This window comes from Chryseobacterium sp. G0201 (assembly GCF_003815655.1).
GTDB lineage: Bacteria > Bacteroidota > Bacteroidia > Flavobacteriales > Weeksellaceae > Chryseobacterium.
In genome coordinates this window covers 3,592,437-3,616,100 of sequence record NZ_CP033917.1, presented here as the reverse complement: position 1 = coordinate 3,616,100, position 23,664 = coordinate 3,592,437, and the positions used below count along the sequence as shown (strand labels likewise).

Here is a 23,664-nt window from a genome sequence, read left to right as displayed (position 1 = left end):
ATGAGACAAAGATTAATCAATAAAGCAGAACCTGAACAAATTTTATTAAAAGGTTCTTTCGACAAAAATACCCTTGTTGAAGAGGCAATTTCTTTACATTCTTTATTATTCGACACAAAAATCAGCAGAGAAGATTGGTTGGAAGGATTGAAATATCACAGTAAAACGTTAACCAATTTATTGTTAAATAATCAGATCACAGAATTTAATGATTATTTAAATTCTCAGTTCGGATCAGTTTTACAGGAGATCAGTATCGAAAAATTAGATACAAAAATGACTCCTTCATCTAAAAAAAGTGGTTTAGAAAACATGAATTACCGTTCTGTGTTACAAGACCTTTTACAAACAGCGATTCTTATTGAGCATTCAACAATTCCTCCTTATCTTACGGCTTTGTATTCGATTAAAGATGGAACGAATTTATTAGCTTCACAAATCATCAGAAGTGTTGCCGTGGAAGAAATGCTTCATATGATTATGGTTTGTAACGTGATGAATGCAGTGAATATTCAGCCATCCGTAAACAAGCCTCAAAACTACCCTACTTATCCGATGAAATTACCTATGAATGTTGATTTCTTCGTAGGATTGGAAACGTTTTCTACAAACAGTATCGCGACATTTATCGCCATTGAAAGTCCGAGCAGCCCTTTGGTAAATGCTCCGGTATATGATCATATTGAAGAAAATCAGTCATTGATTAAAAGTGCATCAGTAGAAGAAAATAACTTCTGGACTCTTGAAAATATGAAAGGTTTCATCATGGAAAATGTTCACACAATTGGTGAATATTATGATGTTTTGTTCTTTTATATCGTTGTTTTCCAAATCATTGCTTATTACAAAGCCAACGGAAAATTACCTCAAACATTTGAAGAATTAAATACAGGAGGAATTTTCACAGGAAATCCGGCAAAACAGATCCGTCCGGAGCAATATTACGGAAGCGGTGGAAAATTACACGCTGTGGAAGCTTTATCAGGCGTAATTGCTGTTTTTCAGGAAATTAAAGGTCAGGGTGAAGGTGCTGATGATACCATTTTTGATGTTGATCCTTCCCAGTTTGAAGAAGGGATGGAATTGGCACATTATTTCAGATTTAAAGAAATTTTCCATGAACATTATTATTTGGATGGAAACTATAAACCTTTTATGGATGAAAACGGAATGATGCCTGTTACTACTCCACCTGTCGGAAAAGCACTACCTGTGGACTGGAATGCAGCTTATCCGATGAAACCAAACCCGAAAATGGCAGATTATCAGTCAAATCCGCAATTGTATGCGCAGGGAAAAGCATTTAATCAAACCTATAAAAACTTATTGGATGCGATTCAGGCTGCTGTGGAAGGCGATGCTAAAGAGCTAGAAAAATCAATTATGTATATGTATGCTTTGAAAGAGCAGGCTATCGGATTGATGAGCCAACCATTGGATTCTCAATACAATGCAGGACCAACTTTTGAATATCCAACAACTTAATTAATAACCATAAAAACAATATATCATGTTAAAAAGAAAAAAGGAAAGTCTTGAAAAAGGAAGTGAATTTTTAAGAGCACCACAACCAAGTCAGGATCAGCAAGGTTATCTTGCCAATTTAATGGAAGGATACTCGAAACTTTTAATCGACGATCCGGTAACCCCTTTTAGAGAAGAAAATTTACAGGACATTGCAAATAATGTAAAGTATGGTGTTTTAGAAGCATTAAATGGAACATGGGTAAGCTATAATGCTAATTACAATAAAAATATCGACCGTCCATCATTAGGAAGTGGAATTCACACGACAATTATGCCTTCTCCAGGAACCAATCAAAATACAATTCCAGGAAAATTCAGTTTTGATACGGAAGAATATATCGAAAAATTAACATTCGAAATCGTTCCCGGTGGTGTTCGTAACCGTGGTGGTGCAACAGAATTATTTTGTGGTGCTGTAAAATACGATCAAACCATTAAAAGTGTAAATAAAGTAGAAGGAAATCCAAATTTACAATACGCCGGAATTCACGAAGAAAACGGAATGTATCTTTGGTTAAGCGACGTTTACAATTATGCTGCAACTGAAGAAACCATCAAAAGAGACCGTGGAATTCATGCCTTTTCTAATGAAGATTTTAAAAAATACGGATACAAAGGAGAATACAGAAACGAACCTTTGGTTGAAGTAAGAGACGAAAACGGTAGCTCTTCATACATTCTTTTGAGCCAATTAAAAGAAGGACAGCAATATTATGAAATTATTCCGGCACAAGAAATAAAGCCAATGGATGGAATTACAGGACCTTATTTCATCCCTGATTATTCTATCTCAAGAAGTGGAGTTATCCCTCACGGAAGTACGATTACGGTATTGGGAGATATTACCCCTGAAAGTAAAGATAATAAAGTATATTACCTTAGAAACGGCGCTCCGCAATTCCCTACCGGTATTGCAACTTGGGATCCACCTCATCTTGCTATCTCACCAACTATGGGAGGTGCCGGAGGTGCTATTAACCTTGACGAACCGGCTCCGGCATGGGTTCACGAGACTTTAAATGATGAAAATGATCCCGGTTCAAACAAAATTTATACGCAGAGAATATTGGCAGATGAGCTATATCCTTATTGCGTAAGACCGGATATGAGATTAAGAGACACATTGAGCGGACAAAATGTCGCCAATTATGTACTTGTTCAGTTATCATCAAAAATGAAAACTGGAGCGCAAGGTGGAATTCTAAACGTTCCTTTTGTTAATCGTTTTGTACCTACTGTTGAAATAGATTTTAATCTTTGGATCGAAACTGTAATTGAAGACGGAAAAGAAATTCTTCAGCTACAATATGAACAAATTATATTTTTCGAATTTGATTTTGGAAACGATGGTGGTACAACAAGCTGGCCACATATTCAGGTGAATACGCTTCGTAAAATCGAGGATATTCCTGCAGATCAGAGAAAAATAATCGAACAGGAATTTTTCAATGCTCCTCCTGCAATGAGCATGACAACAACTGCTGCAGTTTCTGAGCGCATTGCCAATCCACCTTCAGGATGTCCTTATCACAAAAGTTAAGATTAATTAAAAACTCAGTATTATTAAACCTTATAAGCTTCTGAAGCCTGTAAGGTTTTAAATTTTAAAACTAAAAACTTTTAACCTTAAAAACTAAAAATTATGAATCTAGAAAGCAAAATGAGAGGATTAACATTAGGAGCACAAGTCCTTCCTCTTGAAAAAGTTTCTGCCTCAGATCTTGGCGCTTTGGCACCATTGGTAGGAACCTGGAAGAACGTCGACGTTCCTTCAACAGCTATTTCAGCGGGTTGGAATACCATCTCGGTTCCCGGACAGGATAAAGGATTTGTTTTTGAAGTCATTCCTTACACTGAAACATTGACTTTTAATCCCGTTGTCGTACAGGCCGGAAATCGTGGTCCTGTCGTGAACGGACAACAAGTAGAACAGATGATCTTTGGTCTTTTGTATGAGCAGCAAATTATAAGCGCTTGTGACAGTAGTTTTTGCAACGAGCGTGGTTTCCCTGCAGGATCAACGATTCATGTTGAGACAGGATTATTTTTAAATTTAGGTCAGCCAAACGGCGGTTACACGATTGCCCGTATGTCGACCATTCCTCATGGAAATTCATTACTGGCTCTTGGAAGTTCCATTGAAGTGGGTAATCCGGGAACAGATTTCTTTAGTCCGGCTTCTTCAATTCCAACTTTACTGAATGGTGACAGAATAACTCAACTTGGTTATTCGGATCAGATTATTGGGAATCCACAGTTTGCGCCGTTCAATCAGGTCAATCCAAATGCTTTCCTTGAATCTACTCTGGAAGGTTTAGTGGGAACAGGCGGAGTGAGCAATATGACTGTTATTCAAATGTCTACCGACACACCGGAAGCTAATGGTGGAATTTTAAATATTCCGTTTATCCAGACCAATGTAAATGCCACAAAAATGGATGCAACCTTCTGGATCGAAGATATTGTGGACAGCGCAGGAAACCCTAGTCAGGTATTGCAATATTCGCAGACAATCAATTTGGTTTTCCCGGCTACAGGATCTGCACAGCCTGTTAACTGGCCTCACGTTACGGTCAATTCAATGGTAAAAGTACCTGAAACCATGGAACTACAACAAAAGTTTCAAAATTTAGATGTGATGGAAGGATTAGATGTGACGCAAGGTCTTACAGAAAGCTAATTTTAATTTTTAAATACTAAACCTCTGAATTTAATTTGGAGGTTTTTATTTTAGCAGCTTTTGATTTTTCTTTCTTTATTTTTCTGAAATCCCAAGGAGATATTGCATTTTTATCTGCCCACAAGCCTCGTTTCTTTTTCTTTGCTAAAATTTCATATTCCTTTAACTGAATATTTTTAGAAGCTTTAAAATACCACCATCCATAGCCGGATTTAATGATTTCAGCAGAAAGATATTTATCATCATCGTAAAATATTTTAGCTATCGTTCTTCGGTATCTATCTTTTTTAATTCTGTAAAATATAACCTCTTTTCCAAAGACTTTTGAACTTGTAAATTGTTTGGCATTATTCCCAAAAGGCTGTTTCTTTTCCGGACAATCTACTTCCGCCAAGCGTAAAGTTTCCTGAGTGTTGTCTGCCAATAAAGCGACAACAGTATCCCCATCTTTTATACCGATAATTTTTGCTTTAATTTGTGAAAACACCCACATAGAAGCAAAAAACAGCAGTACACACATCATTTTTTTCATGAGTGCAATGATAAGAACTTTAAATGGAAAATTCAAAAACCTCCAAATTAAAATTTGAAGGTTTTGCTTTTTAATAAAGGATAAAATCTGATATTACTTTTCAAATATTGGAAGTTCTATTTCTGAAAGCATCATTTTATATTGTTGAAGCTGATTACTAATTGTATTTAATTCTGATTGAAAGACATTTGATTGATTAAATAGGTTTTCATAATACGAAATTCCTTCAAAAAGGTTTTCTTTAAAGGTTTTCCATTTTTTATCCTGTGATTTAGTGAGTGTTCCCGAGAAATCTGAAATTTCTTTTTTCAAATGATCAACATACATTTTTAGTTCATTAATGAACATATTCGGACGGTTATTATCAGGAAGAATATTACCATTTCCATAAATATGTTTTACCATCTGCGAAAGTGAAACTTCTTTATCGAAAAAAGCAAGATTTGGTCCCGGACAGATCACCACGCCCTGTTTTTCTCCTTTTATTTCCAACTTTTGTTCCATGTAGGCAGCGTTCACCAATCCGACACATAAACACGCTTTTTCTGTGATAATTTCTTTTCTTTTTTGGAATTGTTCCGGCGTAATCACTGGTTTCTCTGCTTCTAAATTTTCAAGTTTAATATCCTGATATTTTTTTGAAGCAGTACAAATTCCTTCCGGTGAAAACTCTTTACTTAAAGCCAATAATTTTTTCGGGCACGAACTTCCGTACTGATTTTTGTTGTTTTTGTTTTGCCTAAAAATTTCATTGGATGTTCCTTTAACTGTATTGAAAGGTACTCCTAGAGGTGAAAGATTACTTAAATAAAAATCATTTTCTTTAGAATTTAAAAGTAATTCCCGCGTCTCTTGATCCACTGAAGTTGCTTCCGGAACGAGCAAAAATGGTGAGCCCCAGCCGACACTGTTTACATCATACGCTTTCAGAAGAAAGTCATGTTCCTCAGCTGTTCCTACTCCACCCTGAACGGTAATTTTCATTTCTAAAGGCTCACAAACAGTAATTTTTCCTTTTTGTTCTAAAGCTTTGATCATTAATGAATGTGCAGACTCAATCAGTTCATTTTTTTTCTGTTTAAATTCTTCCATGATTGGGCCTAGCAATAGACCTTCTGTTGCAAAAGCGTGACCACCACAATTTAAACCTGATTCTATTCTGTATTCAGAAACCCAAAGTCCTTTTTTAGCCAAAAAATTTCCCTGAATCATCGCTGACCGGAAATCGCTGACTTTCAGGATAATTTTCTTTTTCAGAAAACCATTTTCATCAGGAAAAAAGTCGTCAAATTCTTCGATATAACTGTATAAACGAGGATTCATCCCTGCGGAAAGCACCACCGATGAAGACAATTTACTGTTGGCAAAACCGCGCAGTGAAGCATGAGCATCATTATAAATTACAGGTAATTGCTCATTTTTTTTGAAGTTATCTTTATCAACTTTCGTCATGATATTGACATCTATACTCCCCGGAGATAGATTTTTTTCAATAAAATGTTTAATTGATGATGTAAAACTTTCTTTTTGATTCAGAAGATTTTGCAACCCGTTTTTCAGCTCTGAAGTGTTGGGAAGCATATCCACAAAGTTCATCAAAGCGGTTTTGTTTTTCGCAATTTCTTCTTTGAAAGCATCAAACTTTTCATTGACGATATCATCCACCATGTCCAGATAAGCAGTAATTCTTTTGGCACGGTAGTCGTCTATTTTTGTTGAAATACTTGAATAATTCAAATTGAATTTTTCATTATAAAAGTTTTTCATTTTCTCTATAATATCATCATCAATTATAGAAACAACGGAAGAAATTCCGTATTGTGCGACACGGATAGGACTGTCTATCGTATACGCTAATCCCATCACAGGAATATGGAAATTGTGTAAAGGTTTTTTGATCATTTTTATATTCATTAAAATAATTCTTGGCCTCTAAATTCCCATCAACTAATTCACCGTAAAAATATCAGTTTAAAATTAATTATGCATCAAATAATAAATGAATTTCTTGAAAATATGCTTAAAATCATTCTCCTTGAGCTAAAAAACTCAAAGAGCGAAATTTTTTTTGACTACTAATTGCTTTTAAGTTCGCAAGTGCGCTTCACTCAGTTATAAATCATACAGATATAAACCCTAACTTTAGTCAGGATTTATATTTTTTATTATAGTTAAAATAAACCGTTAATATCGAGTCGAAATTTGTTAATAACCAAATAAAAACAGTACAAATCGAAAATAATTTATTAAAAAATTAACTGCTCATTAAAAATCTAAACTTATTGATGTTTTTAAGTGCGATTCCTGTTCCACGAACAACAGCTCTTAAAGGATCTTCAGCAACACATACAGGCAATCCTGTTTTTTTGTGTAATCTGTCTGCCAATCCGTTTAATAATGCGCCTCCTCCGGCAAGATAAATACCTGTTTTGTAGATATCTGCAGCCAATTCGGGCGGAGTAAGAGACAATGTTTCCATCACAGCATCTTCAATTCTCATGATCGATTTATCCAGAGCTTTGAAGATCTCTTTATAATTGATCATGATCTCTTTTGGCTTACCCGTAATTAGATCTCTTCCCTGTACAGGAATATCTTCTAAAGGATAATCCAGTTCTTCCAACGCAGAACCTATCTCAATTTTTATTCTTTCGGCAGTTCGCTCTCCAATATATAAATTATGATATGATCTTAGAAAATAAGAAATATCATTGGTAAACACATCACCGGCAATTTTTAAAGATTTGTCACAAACAATTCCTCCAAGCGCAACAACAGCGATTTCGGTAGTTCCGCCACCTATATCAACGATCATATTTCCTTCAGGACTCTGTACATCAATACCTGCTCCAATAGCTGCTGCCATTGGTTCATAGATCAACTTTACTTCCTTGGCATTTACCTTTAACGCAGAGTCTTTAACGGCTCTTTTTTCAACTTCGGTGATTCCGGAAGGAATACAGATAACAATTCTAAGTGCAGGCTGAATAAACCTGCCTCTGATCCCCGGAATTTGTTTGATAAATTCCTTGATCATATGTTCCGAAGCGTGAAAATCGGCAATAACACCATCTTTTAAGGGACGGATTGTTTTAATATTTTCGTGGGTCTTCCCTTGCATTAATTTGGCTTGTTCACCAACTGCAATGGGCTTTCCTGTTGTTCTGTCTATAGCAACAATGGAGGGTTGATCAATAACAATCTTGTTATTATGTATGATTAGTGTATTAGCGGTTCCGAGATCCATTGCGATCTCCTGCGTAAACATATCAAATAACCCCATTTTATCGTTCTTTTATTATACTGCAAAGTACGGCTTTCTGTACGGATATAGATGTCGGGAAATTTAGCAATTGGAGTTAAAGTTGTGTTAATCTTTTTTAAATATCCATTTTTTAATATTGCTAATTTTTAACACAAAGTTTACTGAGTTTTTTGACTATTAAATGCTTTTAATGTTCTCACAGGCATTTAAATCAGTGAAGGCTGCGAAATTCATTCTAAACAAAAAATCCCAACTTTCGTCAGGATTTCATTCAAATTTTCTCAATAACAATATCTTTCTATTCAATCACAATACTTCTTTTACTAATCGTATGTGCTGAAAAATATCCCAAAGCTCCGTTATTAATATTACTTGGAGGATTGGAAGGCGTAACACCTCCACCGGGACCGCCATCTCCCGAAATCTGAAGAAGAGCACTGTAAAAAGTAAAAATATTATTGTCAATACTCTGCATTTCAACGTGGATTGTGTCTCCTACAACAACTAAAACATCATCCGGATCATCGCCATCATCGTTTGGAAGTAAAAGAGGTCGCTGATTCGGCAATCCATTATTTACATTATCTGAAAAAACTTCAAATGTCTTTTTAGGTTTGTCATTAACCGTAAAATTAAATAAATAACGATTTCCTAATGCCTGAGGATCAGTAAAAACAGGTAAAAGTGTATAAGTAGTCGTACCTCCAAACACAAAAGAATCCTGCGTCAATCCATCAAAACTTACTTCTTGAGGCATCGTACTTTGAGCGGTATATTCTTTTCCTTCTGCTTGGATTTTCAAGGTATAAGTTCTTCCTACTACTCCGGTGAAAGCTGTAGTTTTATATTGTCCGTCGCTAACATATTGTAAAGTTTCGGTCTGACCTGTATTATCACTTAAAATAACCTGAGCATTGGTAACTGCAGGATATTGATTGTTTTCTGTAAAGGCCACAGATTTTGTTATTCTCACAAAATAAGGACCGGGTTGATTGGTGATATTAGCTTCTATGACGATGTTTCCAGCTTTATTATCGAGGTCTAAGTCGATCTCTTTTTCGCAAGACGTTAATAGAAACAGGGATAATATGATAAAAAATGTATTCTTCATGATTTAAAATTTGAAATTGTAAGTGATGTTTGGTACCCAACGGAATAATGACGTCTGCATTGCGCGGGTTGTTCCCGGATTGTTCGGATTATCTTCAAAAGTAATCGTGTAGGCGTTTTCACGACCATAAACATTATAAATTCCGAATGACCAAGAACCTTTGAAACGTTTTGTGGATTCCGGTTCATAGGTTGCGCTCAAATCCATTCTGTGATAGGCAGGCATTCTGTCGTCATTTCTCCTGCTGTACTGGAATATTGTTTGCCCGTTCAGCTCATATTTTCCGGTTGGGAAAGTCACCGCATTCCCTGTACTGTAAAGGAATAATCCTGAAAGAGACCATTTTTTGTTCAATTCATAGGTTGCAACGATGGAAAGATCATGGGTTTTATCCATTCTAGCATTGTACCATTCGTTATCGTTGATGCCGTCTATTTTTCGTTCTGTTTTTGATAAGGTATAAGATATCCAGCCCGTTAGTTTACCGCTTTTCTTTTTAGCAATTAATTCTAAACCATAGGCTCTTCCTTTACCGAAGAGCAATTCACTTTCAACATCTGCAGCGGTATCAAATGAGATTTGAGCTCCATTTTTAAAATCGATCTGATTTTGCATTGATTTGTAATACACCTCCGCATTAATTTCATAATTATTGTTATTGAAATTCCTGCTGTATCCCAAACTTATCTGATCTGCAATTTCAGGCTTTACACTATAACTGCTTCCAATCCATTGATCGGTAGGATTTCCGCTGCTGCTGTTGCTCAACAAATGTAAGTTCTGCGTGTTTCTGGAATACCCTCCTTTTACACTGCTCACTTCATTAATACGGTAGTTTGCCGTAATACGCGGTTCAAGATTTACATATGTTTTCCCGAATTTTCCTTTTTCTAAAAATCTGCTGTCTGTAAGAACTCCGTTTTCATAACTATTAAACGTATCACCCCCTAAAACACTGAAACTTGAAAGCCTTAAACCATAATTAACAGTTAATTTTTCAGTTGCTTTAAAATCATCATTGATATAGACTGCATTTTCCCATGAAGATCTGGGATTTCTCGGAAAACTGCTCACGCTTGTTCCCGAAGCACTGCTAGGCGTAATCGTATGATAAATAGACTGTAAGCCAAAACGAACCGAATGTTTATTTCCTGCAAACCATGTGAAATCCTGTTTAAGATTCCAATCTTCGATCTGAGAATCGAGTCCGAATGTATTGTCGTTGCTTTTTAAACTTACTTTATAATTATAGTTGCTGTAAATTAAAGACGTGTTGGAGAATAATTTACTATTGATAATACTGTTCCAACGAAGTGTTGCCGTAGTATTTCCCCAATCTGTCGAAAAAGTATCGCCTAATCCTAAAACGTCTCTTCCAAAATATCCTGATAAATAAAGACGGTTATTTTCATTAACCTGATAATTTGCTTTTAAATTAAGATCATAAAAATACAGTTTGCTGTCTTTAAAATCGTCGGTTGATTTCAGAAATAAATCTGCGTACGTTCTTCTTCCAGAAACAATGAATGATGATTTTTCCTTTTGAATTGGCCCTTCCACGCTCAGTCTGCTGCTTATTAAACCGATTCCTCCATTGACGTTGTAATCTTTATTATTTCCGTCCTTCATTTTAACATCCATCACCGAAGAAAGTCGTCCGCCATATTGTGCCGGGCTGTTTCCTTTAATGATACTTGCATCTTTTAATGCATCACTGTTGAAAGTGCTGAAAAAACCAAGCAAGTGCGAAGCATTATAAACAGGCGCTTCATCCAATAATATTAAATTCTGATCGGTTGCGCCTCCTCTTACACTAAATCCGCTGCTTCCTTCACCGTTACTTTTAATCCCCGGTAAAAGCTGGATTGTCTTCATCACATCTTTTTCACCAAATAACACCGGCAATTTTTCTATATTTTTGATGCTCAACGTTTCTGTACCCATTTGAGCGGTTGAAAGGTTTTTATCTTTTTTAACCCCGGAAATAATAACCTCATCGATATTGGCAGTTCTTTCCTGTTTTTCTTCCTGAATTAAAGGAAGGTCCAGCTTGACATTCTGATCAACTTTTATATTCTGTTCAAAATCTTTGTAACCCGGATAGGAAATGATCATTCTGTAATTTCCCTCCGGCAGGGATAAAGAATAGAATCCGTATTCATTAGCAACAACGTTGATTGATGGATCTTCAGCTACTTTTACGGTCACTCCGATCAGTAATTCGCCGTTTTTTTGGTCTTTTACAGTTCCGCTTACCGAGTATTTCTGCTGCGCTACAGCTAAAGTACTGAAACAGAGCGCAGCTGAAGCCGCCGCGATTTTAAAAAAAGATGTTTGCATTCAGTTTATTATTTAATGTAGTAAAATTTCTTAAATATTAATTATAGTTTATTGATGTTTATTAAATGGATGAAACAGGAAATTAATTGAGCAAAAAAATGATCAAAAAACAGTTATTTTCTCTGATTAACAGACCTGTTTTAGGATATTTCACTGCAAAGATAAATATCAACTTGAAATAAAAACACTTTGATACTAAATTTATTGCCTTAGTATGAATAAAAAACTAAATATTAAATTCTATAACGATATTTTTTCTTCTATTTTTGGATTTTTATTGATTGATCATCAATAAAAAAGCCCTTAAATATTACTATTTAAAGACTTTATATCTTAAACTCATCAACTTTCGAGAAATAAGAATATTAATTAGAATTAACTTAGGAAACGATCATTTTATCTTTCAAAAATTGTATTCTGTATTCTTTAGGGGTAATTCCTGTAATTTTTTTAAAAAGCTGGGTAAAATGGGAAGCTGTATGAAAATTAAGGTCATAAGCAATCTCCGCTATATCTTTACTTGAATGTAACAAAGCTTTGCTATAATTAATATCCATTTCGTTGATCCATTGTTTGGGTGACTTCTGTGTTACATTTTTTATGCATTTGGTAAGATAATTTTCTGTAACAGACAATTTATCTGCATAAAAAGCAACTCTTTTTTCGCCCACATGATATTTAAACAAAATTTCCCGGAACTGAAGAGACAATTCCATTGGACGGCTGGCAGATTTATGATGGTTGTTGGAATCTGTACTTAATATTTTAACTAAAATAAGATGGAGCATGGTAACAATCACTTCATTCAAGTTCAGACTATTAAGCCATAATTCCTGTTCCATAATGGTAAGAAGCTGCATGACAGTTCCATAAGTAAGTGTATCCAAATTAATGAAAGGAGGCATGAAAAAAATACTGGTTTTATGCTTGGGAAGCTCCTGCTCGGTTAAAATATTATTTTCGTAAGCCAAGAAAAAACCTTCAGCATCATCAGACAATTCTATCGTTGCCGTAATCGTTCCCTGTTTAATATAAATAACTCCACCTTTCTCAGCCTGAAATTCCTGATTATCCAGATACTGCTTGATATGACCATTGGTAATAAAAATGATAAAATTAAAAGTAGTTCGATAAGGAATTACAGGCATAAGAATCCCTTTAAGATAATCCTCAAGCCTGTAAAGCTGTATATCTGCGTTGTTGGACAGGATTTTCTCTGTAATATTTGGGAGAAAAAGCTTTTTATATTGAAAATTGGAAAGTACTTCCATATCAGTTAATTATAATTTCGAAGTTATGCAAATTTTATGCTGAAAATAAGCACTTTAAATGTTTAATTAATTCTTTAAATCACAAATACATTAATGATTTATATTTTTTTCAACCATTAAATATTTTAATTTAAATTATTAAGAATATTAAGCTTAAATAATATCTTAATTGCTCGATTTTAAACTTTAAAACTTATAAAACACACCCATTTTTACTCCAAAAGGAATTCCCGGAGTGTAGGTAATATCCGTAATAGGTTCGGCTTCATTTTTCAATTGGGTTTCTGTAGCAAATTGGGCTTCATTCCATTTTACGTTGAAAAGGTTGTTGATCTGTAGATTAGCACCCCATTTTGCACGATTGTAAGAAAGCACAAGATCATTCACAAAATAAGCTTTCGTACGAAGACTGTTATCTTCAACTGCAGGCCTATCACCCAAATAACGGTATTGTAATCCAAGAGAAAAACCATTCAGAAAATCCCAGTTTACGGAACCTGTGCTCGTTATTACCGGAGCTAACGGAACATAATTCTCCCCTTTTTGTTCATCCACAAATCGGGCATGAGAATAATTAATATCGGCATTCAGATACAGATTTTCTAACGGTTGAAAACGGATTCCTAAATCGGCACCGTAACGTCTTGATCTTCCGGAAGGCTCAACCACAGCATCATCTCCCACATACACAAACTCCTGTTGTAAAGCCAGATACCAGATTGTCGGCGTAATAATTAACGATTTGAAAGGATGTAATCTAACTCCAAGATCTCCGCCGATAGAATATGGTAAAGTTTTCGCATCTTTTTCTTGAACAACCACTCTCATGTCGTTGGAATGGAATCCCATTCCTGTTTTCAAAAACCACATAACCTTGTCATTAGCAGCATAGGAAAAATTAAGTTTTGGACTTAATCTTGTTCCTTCAGATGACTGTCCGGAAGGCAGCTGATCATAATCCAATAAATTATGCATATTAAATATAAAATGATCAACTCTCAAGGCAGGATTAATCGTCCATTTTCCTGTTTTCCAGATTAATCCGGAATAAGCATGGAGATTAGTTTCTGTTCCGTTAACATCAGCCATTTTATCCAATAATAAATCTCTGTGATACACATGATTAAGCTGTAATGTATTAATATCATCATTTCGGAATCCTACTCCTGAGATCCAGTTTAATGCGCTGTTTGGCAGAGAAAAACTTTTGGTATATTTAATTTCGGTTCCGTATATATTTCTTCCGTCTTTCTGCTCGATTTCATCGCCGTGATCTTTATCTTTTAAATAAAATGTAAAGTCAGAATACAGATTAAAATCATATTTAGAATACCAAGCCATCGCTTCAATCTGCTCGGATGGAGAGATGATATGCTTGTAATTCATCTGAAGATTGGTTCGTGAAGTACTTCCACCTTCTGTAGGATCGATACTTCCCCAGCGATCGATAATTCCTTCATTTACGGCACGTTCAGGAATCTGTCCGGAAGCATTCCATGAAGAATTGAATGTAGAAAACTGAATATTAAAATAATCTTTATCGGTAATCCATTGGTTATATTTTCCGAAAATATTTACCCTGTTGAAGTTTTGTTTTACATCAAACGGACCATCGGTGTAGTTGTATTCTGCTGCAACATAAGCGTTTTGTCTTTTATTCGGATCATTGATGATATTAAACATTCCCAACATTCTTTTTGAGTTAAAAGAACCTCCTTCCAGCTTTACCATGCTGTTTTTCAGCTTATCATACGTCTGAAAGTCAACGTAACCTGCAGTATCAAAATCTCCGCGATCAATATAGTAGGCTCCTTTTCCGAAATCGATATTATTAACCGTTTCCGGAATAATAAAATGGAGATCTGAATATCCCTGTCCATGAGCATGTGAGACAATATTTACGGGCATTCCGTCTACATTTACGCTGACATCGGTTCCGTGATCGGCATCAAAACCTCTTAAAAAAAGCTGTTCTGCTTTTCCTCCTCCTGCATGTTGGGCGATAAACAGTCCCGGAACTTTTCGTAACAGATCCTGAGCAGAATTTACAGGAAATTTGTTCAAATCAACCTTTGTGATAGCCGAAAGAAACGAACTGTGATTAATCTCTACTTCAGAGATCTGAAAAGGCTTATGCTGAAGAAAAATAACTTTGTTTTTATCTTCATCGTTATTAATCACCAATTTCACCTCATCATATCCGTTACGATTGATAACCAAAGTATCCGGAAACGACTGAACATTAAATTTAAATGATCCGTCAGATCCAGAATGCGTATGATCATTCCCATGATTGTATTTTATCAAAGCATCACTAATCGGAAATTTATCATCTGCATCTTTAATAAATGATTGTTTTTCCGTTCCTTTTTCCTGCGCCATAGCCACTCCGTTCATTATTAAGACAAGAAAGGCAACCATTATTTGAGCTCTCTTCATTGATATTCTCTTTAATTGATTTTTTAGTCTAAATATTTTAGTTCTCTTTTTTAGGAATAAAAATTTTCTGAATTAATAAAGTGATCCACGTTCCTGCCACAAAAGGAAAAGTAAGGACGCCTCCTACCTCAGTTAATAGGTTGTGATCAATCAAAAAATCATCGATTCCGACGGTAATTAATACAGAAAGTAACACCCATAAACCGTTTATTTTTTTGAAACCTGAAAAAACGATAGCAGAAAGCACCGCATTAAAACCGAATAATCCCATATGAACCTGATCTACAGGCTCACCATTGATGTGAGAAAGATAAGCCCCCAAAACAGAGCCTGCAAAACCATACAAAGCCGCTGCCGGAGAACTGATAAAAACAGCCAGAAAAAAGATAACTCCGGACAATATTCCTCCCTGGAAAATAACTTCTCCAAAACCATTAATTGGAGCGATTAGTTCGTCATAATCCAACTTTTCTGCTTCCGCACTGATCATTTCAGATGGCGGAATCTGTGTAAAATGATGCAACATAAAAACACTGATCCAGATCACCAAAATAAAAGGAAAAGTAAATACAGGAATTTTTTTAACAATAAAAAAATGCTGAATAATCGTCGCCAATGCTCCACCCAAAATAATAAGAACCCAAATAACGATCGTTATCTGAAATATAAAAGACAAAGCAACTCCCACCAAAGCTGCACTAAAGCCGTATAATCCTGCATTTATTTCAGATTTATCATAGTTAAGCTTCATCGCGGTGAATGTTCCTACACTTGTAGACAACAGAACAGCAATACCGCCTTCCCAGCTTCCCATAAAAATCCCGATAAGGAATAAAAGCCCTGTCCATCTGTTTTCCTGAAGCATGATCTGCCCGATTCCCTTTAAAATATTATCTATAAAAGGTATTTTTTGAAAAAATTTATCCATAGTTTTAATTTTATAAATGATCATTGATAGATGATAAATGATTTAGACTAAAAGAGTGAATTGTGAATAGTGAATTTGCTTCGCTTGTCAATACAAGGATCAAATTCACTGGCAACGCCAAATTGACTATTCACCATTCGCTACCAGCCTAAAAAAACCATTCCTACACCGCATATCGTAACTACTGCTCCACTTATCACGCCCATGTAACGTTCCAGTTTTTCGGTATTGAATAAGGTTGAATATCCATATCTGCCGAGTAAAACCATTCCAAGCATCGTTGCCACTGTTGTTAGGGTAAACGGAAGTACCAATGCTAAGATTTCAGTTACAGAACGGTTTAATCCTGAATAAAAAAGTAGCGGAGTAAGCGGCTCGCTCGGTCCCATCACGAAGATCATGAAAAGGACAAAAGGTGTTACCTTTATTCTGCTTTGTGGCATTACCATTTCGGTGTGATTGTGCTCGTAGACGTAAACATCGTCTCCCAATACATCGAAATGTTTGTGAGGTTTATTTCTTGCAGCCTGAATCAATCCATAAATAAGGTAAGCGATCCCAAAAATAAGCAATGCCCATCCCGAAATATTCCCTCTGATATCCTGAAACCATGCAAACTGATTAAGCTGCCATCCAAGAAAAACTCCGATTGCGCCTATCACCAAAGAACTTAAAACGTGACCAAAACCACAGGCAATCGTTAACAGAATAGTTCTGCTTCTGCTCCATTTTTTTGATTTTGATAACACAATAAATGGCAGATAATGATCCGGTCCGGTTGCGGTATGGATAAAACTTATGGATATGGCACTCAGCATTAATGCCCAAATAGTTGCATTCATTTTTTAATTTTATTTATTCTAATTCCCAAAGGATTTCCTGAACTTTAAGGAAAAAATTATACATTACTTCTCCGCCATTTCCCAATGCTCTGATGATAAATCCGTTATCTTCCATTGCTGAGATACCTATCTCCATTTCATCTTGGGATTCTATTTGAGTGTAAATGATTTCGATCAAATAATTTTTATCCAAATCCTTTTTTGTGCTATAAAAAATAAGAGTTCCCTGATGGGTATATTCTTCTAGATTGCCGATGCTTTTAATAGGAAACAAATCAGGCTGAATAAGCACGTTATCTTTCACCATTAATTTATCTTTATGGTAAATTTCTGTGAGATTCTGGAATTTTTTAAGCTTAAAAAGTTCTCCGTAATGCTTTCGTCCGCAGGTAATAATTTCACCCATGATCACCTGGCTGTTTTCACCAATATTGATCTTAGCTTTACTTTTAAAATTCGAATCTTCATGCGGAACCACGGGATGCGGAACATAGGCAAAAGAAGTATCATCCTCCATAGAAATATTCAACTGCTGAACGGCTTCATCTTTCATATTGAATAATCTCTGATAAGACTGTGACTGAAGCTGTAATGCAGAACCTTTTTCCAACTCAATATCCAGCTGATAGCGGTCACCATCCAGAATTCCGGGGGAAGAACTCATTATGATCTGATATAGTTTATTATCACTTTTCCGCTGTCCTACAGAAACCACACGAAAAGGAGGTGATACAAAAAGATCTTTCACATAGGATTTCCCGGCTTTGTGTCCAGCTATAATATGTAAGCGACTATCCATTTATCTTACAAGATTCGGTTCTTCGATTTCTTCCAATAAGGCGTATTTTTTCACCCAACCGATCACTTTGTCAAGACCTTCATCGGTTTTAAGGTTGGTAAATACGAAAGGAGTTCCGTTTCTCATTCTTCTGGTATCATTTTCCATTACTTCAAGGCTTGCTCCAACGTGAGGAGCTAAATCTATTTTATTGATAATTAACAAATCAGATCTTGTAATACCAGGCCCTCCTTTTCTTGGGATTTTTTCACCTTCCGCTACATCAATGATAAAAATGGTAACGTCAGCAAGATCCGGACTGAATGTTGCGGACAGATTATCACCTCCACTTTCGATAAATATCAATTCAATCTCCGGAAAGCGGGCTGCCAATTCATCTACCGCTTCCAAATTCATACTTGCATCTTCACGAATCGCAGTGTGAGGGCAACCGCCTGTTTCTACCCCGATAATTCTGTCATGAGGAAGAAGACTGTTTTTAGCCATAAATTCTGCATCTTCTTTTGTATAAATGTCATTGGTAATTACTCCAAGATCATATGTTCCGTATAATTTTCTGCTTAATCTTTCTAATAAAGCTGTTTTTCCTGAACCTACAGGTCCGGCAACTCCTACTTTTATATATTTTCTATTTTCCATTTTAAATTGCTTCTGTTTTTTATTTTTATCGCAAAGTCCGCAAGGATTTTTTTGATTTTAGTTATGAATATTTTTAAGTTCGCAAGGGCGTTCCACTCAGCGAAGAAATGAATTGTGAATGGTCAATAAGTCAATTTTACATATATTTACAATTCACTTATTAAGACATGTAAAGCCTTGAATACAACCTTTCATGCTGCATACAACGGATATCAAAAGAGGTATTACAAAGACCTACTAAATCTCTGTCGAGTTCTATGGTTTCCTGCGCTGTTTTTTCCATTATTGAATATAATTTGAACAGAATATCCTGTCCGTCAAGCTGTCCAAGAGGTACCAACTTTACGGCATTTGTGATTATCCCCGCCGAAGAAGTATAGTAAAACCCGAAAAGTGCTTCCTGAAGTGGAATTTTCAATAAACTCGCATACATTCCGAAAATAATACTGTAATGAGAACTTGCTTCACGATTTTGAACGGCTTTTTCATAAGCTTCCATCAACTCAAAATTCTCATGTCTTTTAAAAATTTTGATTAAACGCAAACCTAATTTCTGGCTCGCCTGGCGGATTTCCTTCGGGCATTTCAACGCGTTACATTCCTGATCCAAGCTTAAAATTGTTTTTAAATCTTTAGATTCTGTAGCTTCATACGCTAATTTTACAAAAGCCCCGTCGTTATATTTCAGATTATATTTGAGCATATTTTCTACAAATTCCTGCGCGGTTTCTCTGTTGTGTACAATTCTTTTTTGCACGAAAGTTTCCAGTCCGTTGGAATGCGTGTACCCTCCGATCGGTAAAGTTGGATCCGAAATATGTAATAAGCTGGCTAAAAATTTCATATTATTCATCTTTTGGAGCTGCCATTTTTAAAATTTTAGTGAAAATTGATGAGCCTAGACTTCCGTGTCCGTGAGGTTCTACATTTGATTTGAGAAGATTCAACAACTTTACAGAGTGTTTTTCAGGTTTAAAACCACTTACTTCCAGCCATCTGTACATCGGCATTTCAAAAGGCAGCAACACTTTATTTTCCTGTATAAAAAGCGGAATATGTTTGTTCCCAATTTCATAACAGACCGTTCCCATTTCCAACATAGAATCCGGAGAAATTACAATTGCTTCTGTCTCCAAAATATTGACAACAATGAGTTTTTCTTCGCTTTCATAAAGAATATCGCCTTCTCTGAGGCGTTGACCTTCTCTAAGAAATTTAATAGCAACATCTTCTCCCTGACGCGTCTTTTTACGTTGAATTCTTTTTGTAGATTCAAACCATTCCAGATCGAGATAATCTATTGATTTTTCAACAATTGTCTTCTCTGAAATGTTACCTAAAGTTTCGTTAATTATCATTTTTTTTAGTTTTTTTTCTGAAGTCAAGATTTTTGGAAATCCCTACTCCGAATGTTGAACCGCTGATTCCTGCCACATACGTTTTCGTCCAGCCTTCCTTTGCCTTGGTCTGCAACATAGAAAGCTCTGCAAATTTGAATTTGAGTGCCCAACCGCCACCCAGAACAATTCCAATCAAAGGATAAGCGCGCAAACGGTATCCATTAAAATTTTCCATTGATTCTGAGGTTCCTGAAACCTGCTGTCCCCAAACATAGTGAGCATCAACTTGAGCAATCAGTACAAAATATTTCCCGAGCATTAATGATGGGCTGTACCAAATTCCGGCTTCATTTTGTTTGTATATAACATTATGATCAACGGAATTTTGTGAGTAAGCATAATTTACCCCGACAAGGTCATTGTTATTGATAAAATATCCCAATCCAATCGGCGCGCTTGAAACTGTACTACTCGTGCTTGAAGGCGTTATAATTTTTGAATAATCTAATGAACCATAAATCATGAATTGTCCTTTTGGTCCTTCTTCATCATTTTTCAACCTCATTCCACCTAAAAACTGTGCATTTAATGAAGATGAAAACAGACCAACTGCCATCACCAATGCAAAACCTGTTTTATATAAAGATCTCATGTAATTTCATATTGAATTTTTATATTGTGATTTATTCTTAATTATATAAAAGGCTCCGATTTTTCACAGAGCCTTGTGAAATTTTTAGAATAAAAAATATAATTGAGTTAATGGAAGCTTATCTGCTGGTTCACATGTGATATGCACACCGTCAACTGTTACTTTATAGTTTTCAGGATTAACCTCAATTACCGGAGTTTTATCATTATGAATAAGATCCTTTTTTGAAATATTTCTACAATTCTTTACAGGAAGAATCATTTTTTCTAATTTATATTCGGCAATAGTTCCGTTATCAATTGAAATCTGAGAAACGAAATTGGCACAAGTTCCATATTTAGCACGACCGTGAGCTCCAAACATATTTCTGTAAATAACAGGTTGCGGAGTCGGTATCGAAGCATTCGGGTCACCCATTTTTGCAGCAATTACGAAACCTCCTTTTACGATCATTTCAGGTTTTACTCCGAATAACGCAGGTTTCCAGATCACTAAATCGGCTAATTTTCCAGCTTCAATTGAACCAACATATTCTGAAATTCCATGAGCAATAGCCGGATTAATGGTATACTTCGCTACATAACGTTTCGCACGGAAGTTATCATGAGCTGTATTTTCATCTTCTTCCAACTGACCGCGTTGATCTTTCATTTTACTTGCTGTCTGCCATGTTCTGGTAATCACTTCTCCCGGTCTTCCCATCGCCTGAGAATCGGAACTCATGATACTGAATACTCCTATATCATGTAAAATATCTTCTGCTGCAATCGTTTCCGGACGGATACGTGAGTCTGCAAACGCTACATCTTCAGGAATATTTTTACTTAAATGGTGACAAACCATCAACATATCCAAGTGCTCATCAATCGTATTGATCGTATAAGGACGCGTAGGATTCGTTGAAGCCGGTAAAACGTTTGGATACATCGCAGCTTTGATGATATCCGGAGCGTGACCACCTCCTGCGCCTTCTGTGTGGAAAGTGTGAATTACTCTGCCATTGATCGCTCTCATAGTGTCTTCCAAAAAGCCACCTTCATTTAATGTATCTGTGTGTATTGCCACCTGAACATCATATTTATCTGCTACTTTTAAAGCCGCGTCAATCGTTGCAGGAGTCGCCCCCCAGTCTTCATGAATTTTTACACCTAATGCTCCTGCTTCTACCTGTTCTTCAATTGGTCCTTCTGCAGAACAGTTTCCTTTTCCGAAGAACCCTAAATTCATAGGATATTCTTCTGCTGCTTCCAACATTTTCTGCATGTTGAATTTTCCAGGAGTAACCGTTGTTGCGTTGGTTCCGTCGTTAGGGCCTGTTCCGCCACCGATCATGGTCGTAATTCCGCTGTAAAGAGAAGTTTCTATCTGTTGCGGACAGATATAGTGAATATGGGTATCAATTCCTCCTGCTGTTACGATGTATCCTTTTCCGCCATGAACTTCTGTGGAAGCTCCGATGATCATATTCGGGGTTACACCATCCATTGTATCGGGGTTTCCAGCTTTACCGATTCCGACGATTTTGCCGTCTTTAATTCCGATATCTGCTTTCACGATTCCCCAGTGGTCGATGATCGTTGCTCCAGTGATACAAAGATCCAAAACACCATCAGCTCTTTTGGCGGTAACGTTTTGTCCCATTCCGTCACGAACTGTTTTTCCGCCTCCGAAAACTGCTTCGTCGCCATAATAAGTAAAATCTTTTTCGATCTCAATGATCAATTCTGTATCGCCCAATCTTATTCTGTCTCCTGCTGTTGGCCCTAATATATTGGCGTATTGTTTTCTGTCTACGTTTAAGCTCATGTTACAGATTTTTAAAATTTAATTGATTGGCTTTAGCTAAACTTTCCTCTTTTTGACTGGCTGAATCCACAGATCCATCAACAAGATTATTGAAGCCTATTGCCTTTTTATTTCCTCCTATTTCTACAAGCTCAACTTCCTTCTCCTCTCCCGGCTCGAATCGTACAGCCGTACTTGCAACGATATTTAATCTCTTTCCGAAAGCTTTTTCTCTGTCAAAGCTCATGGCTTTATTCACTTCAAAAAAATGAAAATGAGATCCTATCTGGATAGCACGGTCTCCTGTATTGATGACTTTTATTTTTACGGTCTCTCTGCCTTCATTACAGATGATAGTCCCTTCTTTTACAAAAATTTCTCCTGGTATCATAACAGTTTAGTTTTAACGAATTGGGTTGTGTACGGTTACCAACTTAGTTCCGTCCGGAAAAGTTGCCTCAATCTGCACATCATGGATCATATCTGCCACTCCCGGCATTACATCATCAATAGTAAGAATCTGTGCGCCTTCCTGCATTAGTTCTGCGACTCTTTTACCATCTCTTGCGCCTTCCAGCAAAAAATGACTGATTAAGGCAATTGATTCAGGGTAATTTAATTTAAGACCTCTCGCTTTTCTTTTCAAAGCAAGCTCTCCTGCCATATAGAGCATCAGTTTTTCTGTTTCTCTTGGTGTTAAATGCATAAATGTTTTTATTTAAAAAATTGGACATATGTTATCCTGTCTGCCTTATCAAAAAAGGCAAATCAGAGTATCGAAAAAATTGAAATTGAACATAAGAATCCCTTATCCGCCATCGAATACGGACTAATAGGAATTAGTTATGGATAAAAAAGAAATTAACAGCCAGGTATCTGTAAAGAATGGTAAAGTATATACCTCGGTAAAGTAATAAATGAATAGTTGTGAGCAATAACAGGCTGAGAAGAAGAATTCTGAATTCTAAATGTATTAGCAACCCATCTTTCTAAAAATACTTCAACATCAAGTAATGTGTTATCGAGATCTTCTAATGCAAATTCATCCTGAATATCTGATAAATTGTAAATATCAACCTCAGTTTGTGTATTTGCTTTTTGTAAAAACTTGCCTTGTTTATTATTGATAGAAAAAGAATTTTTTTCACTTTTAAAAAGGTGAAAACCTGTACATAACACCGCAAAAAGGAATGCGATATGCAGCAGTAATACTCTATTTTTTCTATTCATCATTATAAATGTAAAATTATAGTAATTAAAATTTTATCACTATCAAAAAGGTCATTTAAAATGTTCAAAATCGTGACAAAATATAGACATCAGATTTTAATTTTTAATGAATATTTTTCATATTAGCGTAAATAAGCAAAATATCAATTGCTTTTAAAACATCCTATTAATAAGGATTTACAAAGATTTCAATAAAGATAATCACTTAATTATTCACTTTTAAAATATACCCTGAGAGATATCTATAATTGTTGTTGTTGACCGCTAATTTTTGTTTATTCTAA

General features: G+C 35.8%; 21 protein-coding genes. 3 read left to right on the top strand and 18 right to left on the bottom strand.

All coding sequences use genetic code 11. From position 1 onward, the window contains the following. The 3 genes from EG348_RS16290 to EG348_RS16280 all read left to right on the top strand — a co-directional run bounded on the left by EG348_RS16290 (nt 1) and on the right by EG348_RS16280 (nt 4,207). Entirely contained in the window at nt 1-1,485 is a 1,485-nt protein-coding gene (locus EG348_RS16290; protein ID WP_123984038.1) for a ferritin-like domain-containing protein, read from the top strand. A gap of 25 nt (nt 1,486-1,510) precedes the next feature. Beyond that, nucleotides 1,511-3,067, top strand: a complete 1,557-nt coding sequence (locus EG348_RS16285) for a peroxidase, FMP-type (protein WP_228414766.1) — start codon at nt 1,511-1,513, stop codon at nt 3,065-3,067. Nucleotides 3,068-3,169: 102 nt separating this feature from the next. Further along, nucleotides 3,170-4,207, top strand: coding sequence for a heme-binding protein (locus tag EG348_RS16280; protein WP_123984037.1), 1,038 nt, complete (start codon nt 3,170-3,172; stop codon nt 4,205-4,207). A 16-nt stretch (nt 4,208-4,223) separates the two neighbouring features. Here EG348_RS16280 and EG348_RS16275 read toward each other — a convergent pair whose 3' ends face one another. From EG348_RS16275 to EG348_RS16190, 18 genes are all read right to left on the bottom strand, one after another. Beyond that, a complete protein-coding gene (locus EG348_RS16275) occupies nt 4,224-4,775 on the bottom strand; it encodes a thermonuclease family protein (RefSeq protein ID WP_228414765.1) in 552 nt (183 codons plus the stop codon). Between the two features lie 57 nt (nt 4,776-4,832). Continuing rightward, nucleotides 4,833-6,641 (bottom strand): hypothetical protein, encoded by a 1,809-nt coding sequence (locus tag EG348_RS16270; RefSeq protein ID WP_123984035.1) that lies wholly within the window; start codon nt 6,639-6,641, stop codon nt 4,833-4,835. Between the two features lie 352 nt (nt 6,642-6,993). Further along, nucleotides 6,994-8,022 (bottom strand): rod shape-determining protein, encoded by a 1,029-nt coding sequence (locus EG348_RS16265; protein ID WP_066749971.1) that lies wholly within the window; start codon nt 8,020-8,022, stop codon nt 6,994-6,996. A gap of 280 nt (nt 8,023-8,302) precedes the next feature. Further along, nucleotides 8,303-9,115: a DUF4249 domain-containing protein gene (locus EG348_RS16260; RefSeq protein WP_123984034.1), complete on the bottom strand. Its 813-nt coding sequence runs from the start codon at nt 9,113-9,115 to the stop codon at nt 8,303-8,305. 3 nt (nt 9,116-9,118) lie between these two features. Next, nucleotides 9,119-11,455, bottom strand: coding sequence for a TonB-dependent receptor (locus EG348_RS16255; protein ID WP_123984033.1), 2,337 nt, complete (start codon nt 11,453-11,455; stop codon nt 9,119-9,121). A gap of 380 nt (nt 11,456-11,835) precedes the next feature. Continuing rightward, entirely contained in the window at nt 11,836-12,726 is an 891-nt protein-coding gene (locus EG348_RS16250) for a helix-turn-helix domain-containing protein (protein ID WP_123984032.1), read from the bottom strand. A 186-nt stretch (nt 12,727-12,912) separates the two neighbouring features. Then, nucleotides 12,913-15,165, bottom strand: a complete 2,253-nt coding sequence (locus tag EG348_RS16245) for a TonB-dependent receptor (protein ID WP_123984031.1) — start codon at nt 15,163-15,165, stop codon at nt 12,913-12,915. Between the two features lie 37 nt (nt 15,166-15,202). Continuing rightward, nucleotides 15,203-16,093, bottom strand: a complete 891-nt coding sequence (locus EG348_RS16240; protein ID WP_123984030.1) for an urea transporter — start codon at nt 16,091-16,093, stop codon at nt 15,203-15,205. Between the two features lie 140 nt (nt 16,094-16,233). After that, a complete protein-coding gene (locus EG348_RS16235) occupies nt 16,234-16,935 on the bottom strand; it encodes a hypothetical protein (RefSeq protein ID WP_072408459.1) in 702 nt (233 codons plus the stop codon). A 13-nt stretch (nt 16,936-16,948) separates the two neighbouring features. Continuing rightward, nucleotides 16,949-17,734, bottom strand: coding sequence for an urease accessory protein UreD (locus EG348_RS16230; RefSeq protein ID WP_123984029.1), 786 nt, complete (start codon nt 17,732-17,734; stop codon nt 16,949-16,951). Beyond that, nucleotides 17,735-18,373 (bottom strand): urease accessory protein UreG, encoded by a 639-nt coding sequence (ureG, locus tag EG348_RS16225; protein WP_123984028.1) that lies wholly within the window; start codon nt 18,371-18,373, stop codon nt 17,735-17,737. It lies immediately after the preceding gene. A 160-nt stretch (nt 18,374-18,533) separates the two neighbouring features. Then, nucleotides 18,534-19,217, bottom strand: coding sequence for an urease accessory protein UreF (locus EG348_RS16220; protein ID WP_410494130.1), 684 nt, complete (start codon nt 19,215-19,217; stop codon nt 18,534-18,536). 1 nt (nt 19,218) lies between these two features. After that, complete coding sequence (gene ureE, locus EG348_RS16215) at nt 19,219-19,731, bottom strand: urease accessory protein UreE (RefSeq protein WP_123984026.1); 513 nt, start codon at nt 19,729-19,731, stop codon at nt 19,219-19,221. Further along, nucleotides 19,721-20,365 carry a hypothetical protein gene (locus tag EG348_RS16210; RefSeq protein ID WP_123984025.1) on the bottom strand — a complete coding sequence of 215 codons (645 nt, stop codon included), beginning with the start codon at nt 20,363-20,365 and terminating at the stop codon, nt 19,721-19,723. The genes ureE and EG348_RS16210 overlap by 11 nt, the downstream gene beginning before the upstream one ends. Before the next feature lie 84 nt (nt 20,366-20,449). Further along, nucleotides 20,450-22,171: an urease subunit alpha gene (gene ureC, locus EG348_RS16205; protein ID WP_123984024.1), complete on the bottom strand. Its 1,722-nt coding sequence runs from the start codon at nt 22,169-22,171 to the stop codon at nt 20,450-20,452. Nucleotide 22,172: 1 nt separating this feature from the next. Next, on the bottom strand, nt 22,173-22,541 hold the full coding sequence (gene ureB / locus EG348_RS16200) for an urease subunit beta (protein ID WP_123984023.1): 369 nt from the start codon (nt 22,539-22,541) through the stop codon (nt 22,173-22,175). Between the two features lie 12 nt (nt 22,542-22,553). Next, nucleotides 22,554-22,856: an urease subunit gamma gene (ureA, locus tag EG348_RS16195; RefSeq protein WP_072408448.1), complete on the bottom strand. Its 303-nt coding sequence runs from the start codon at nt 22,854-22,856 to the stop codon at nt 22,554-22,556. Between the two features lie 155 nt (nt 22,857-23,011). Then, complete coding sequence (locus EG348_RS16190) at nt 23,012-23,383, bottom strand: hypothetical protein (RefSeq protein WP_123984022.1); 372 nt, start codon at nt 23,381-23,383, stop codon at nt 23,012-23,014. Nucleotides 23,384-23,664 lie beyond the last annotated feature (281 nt).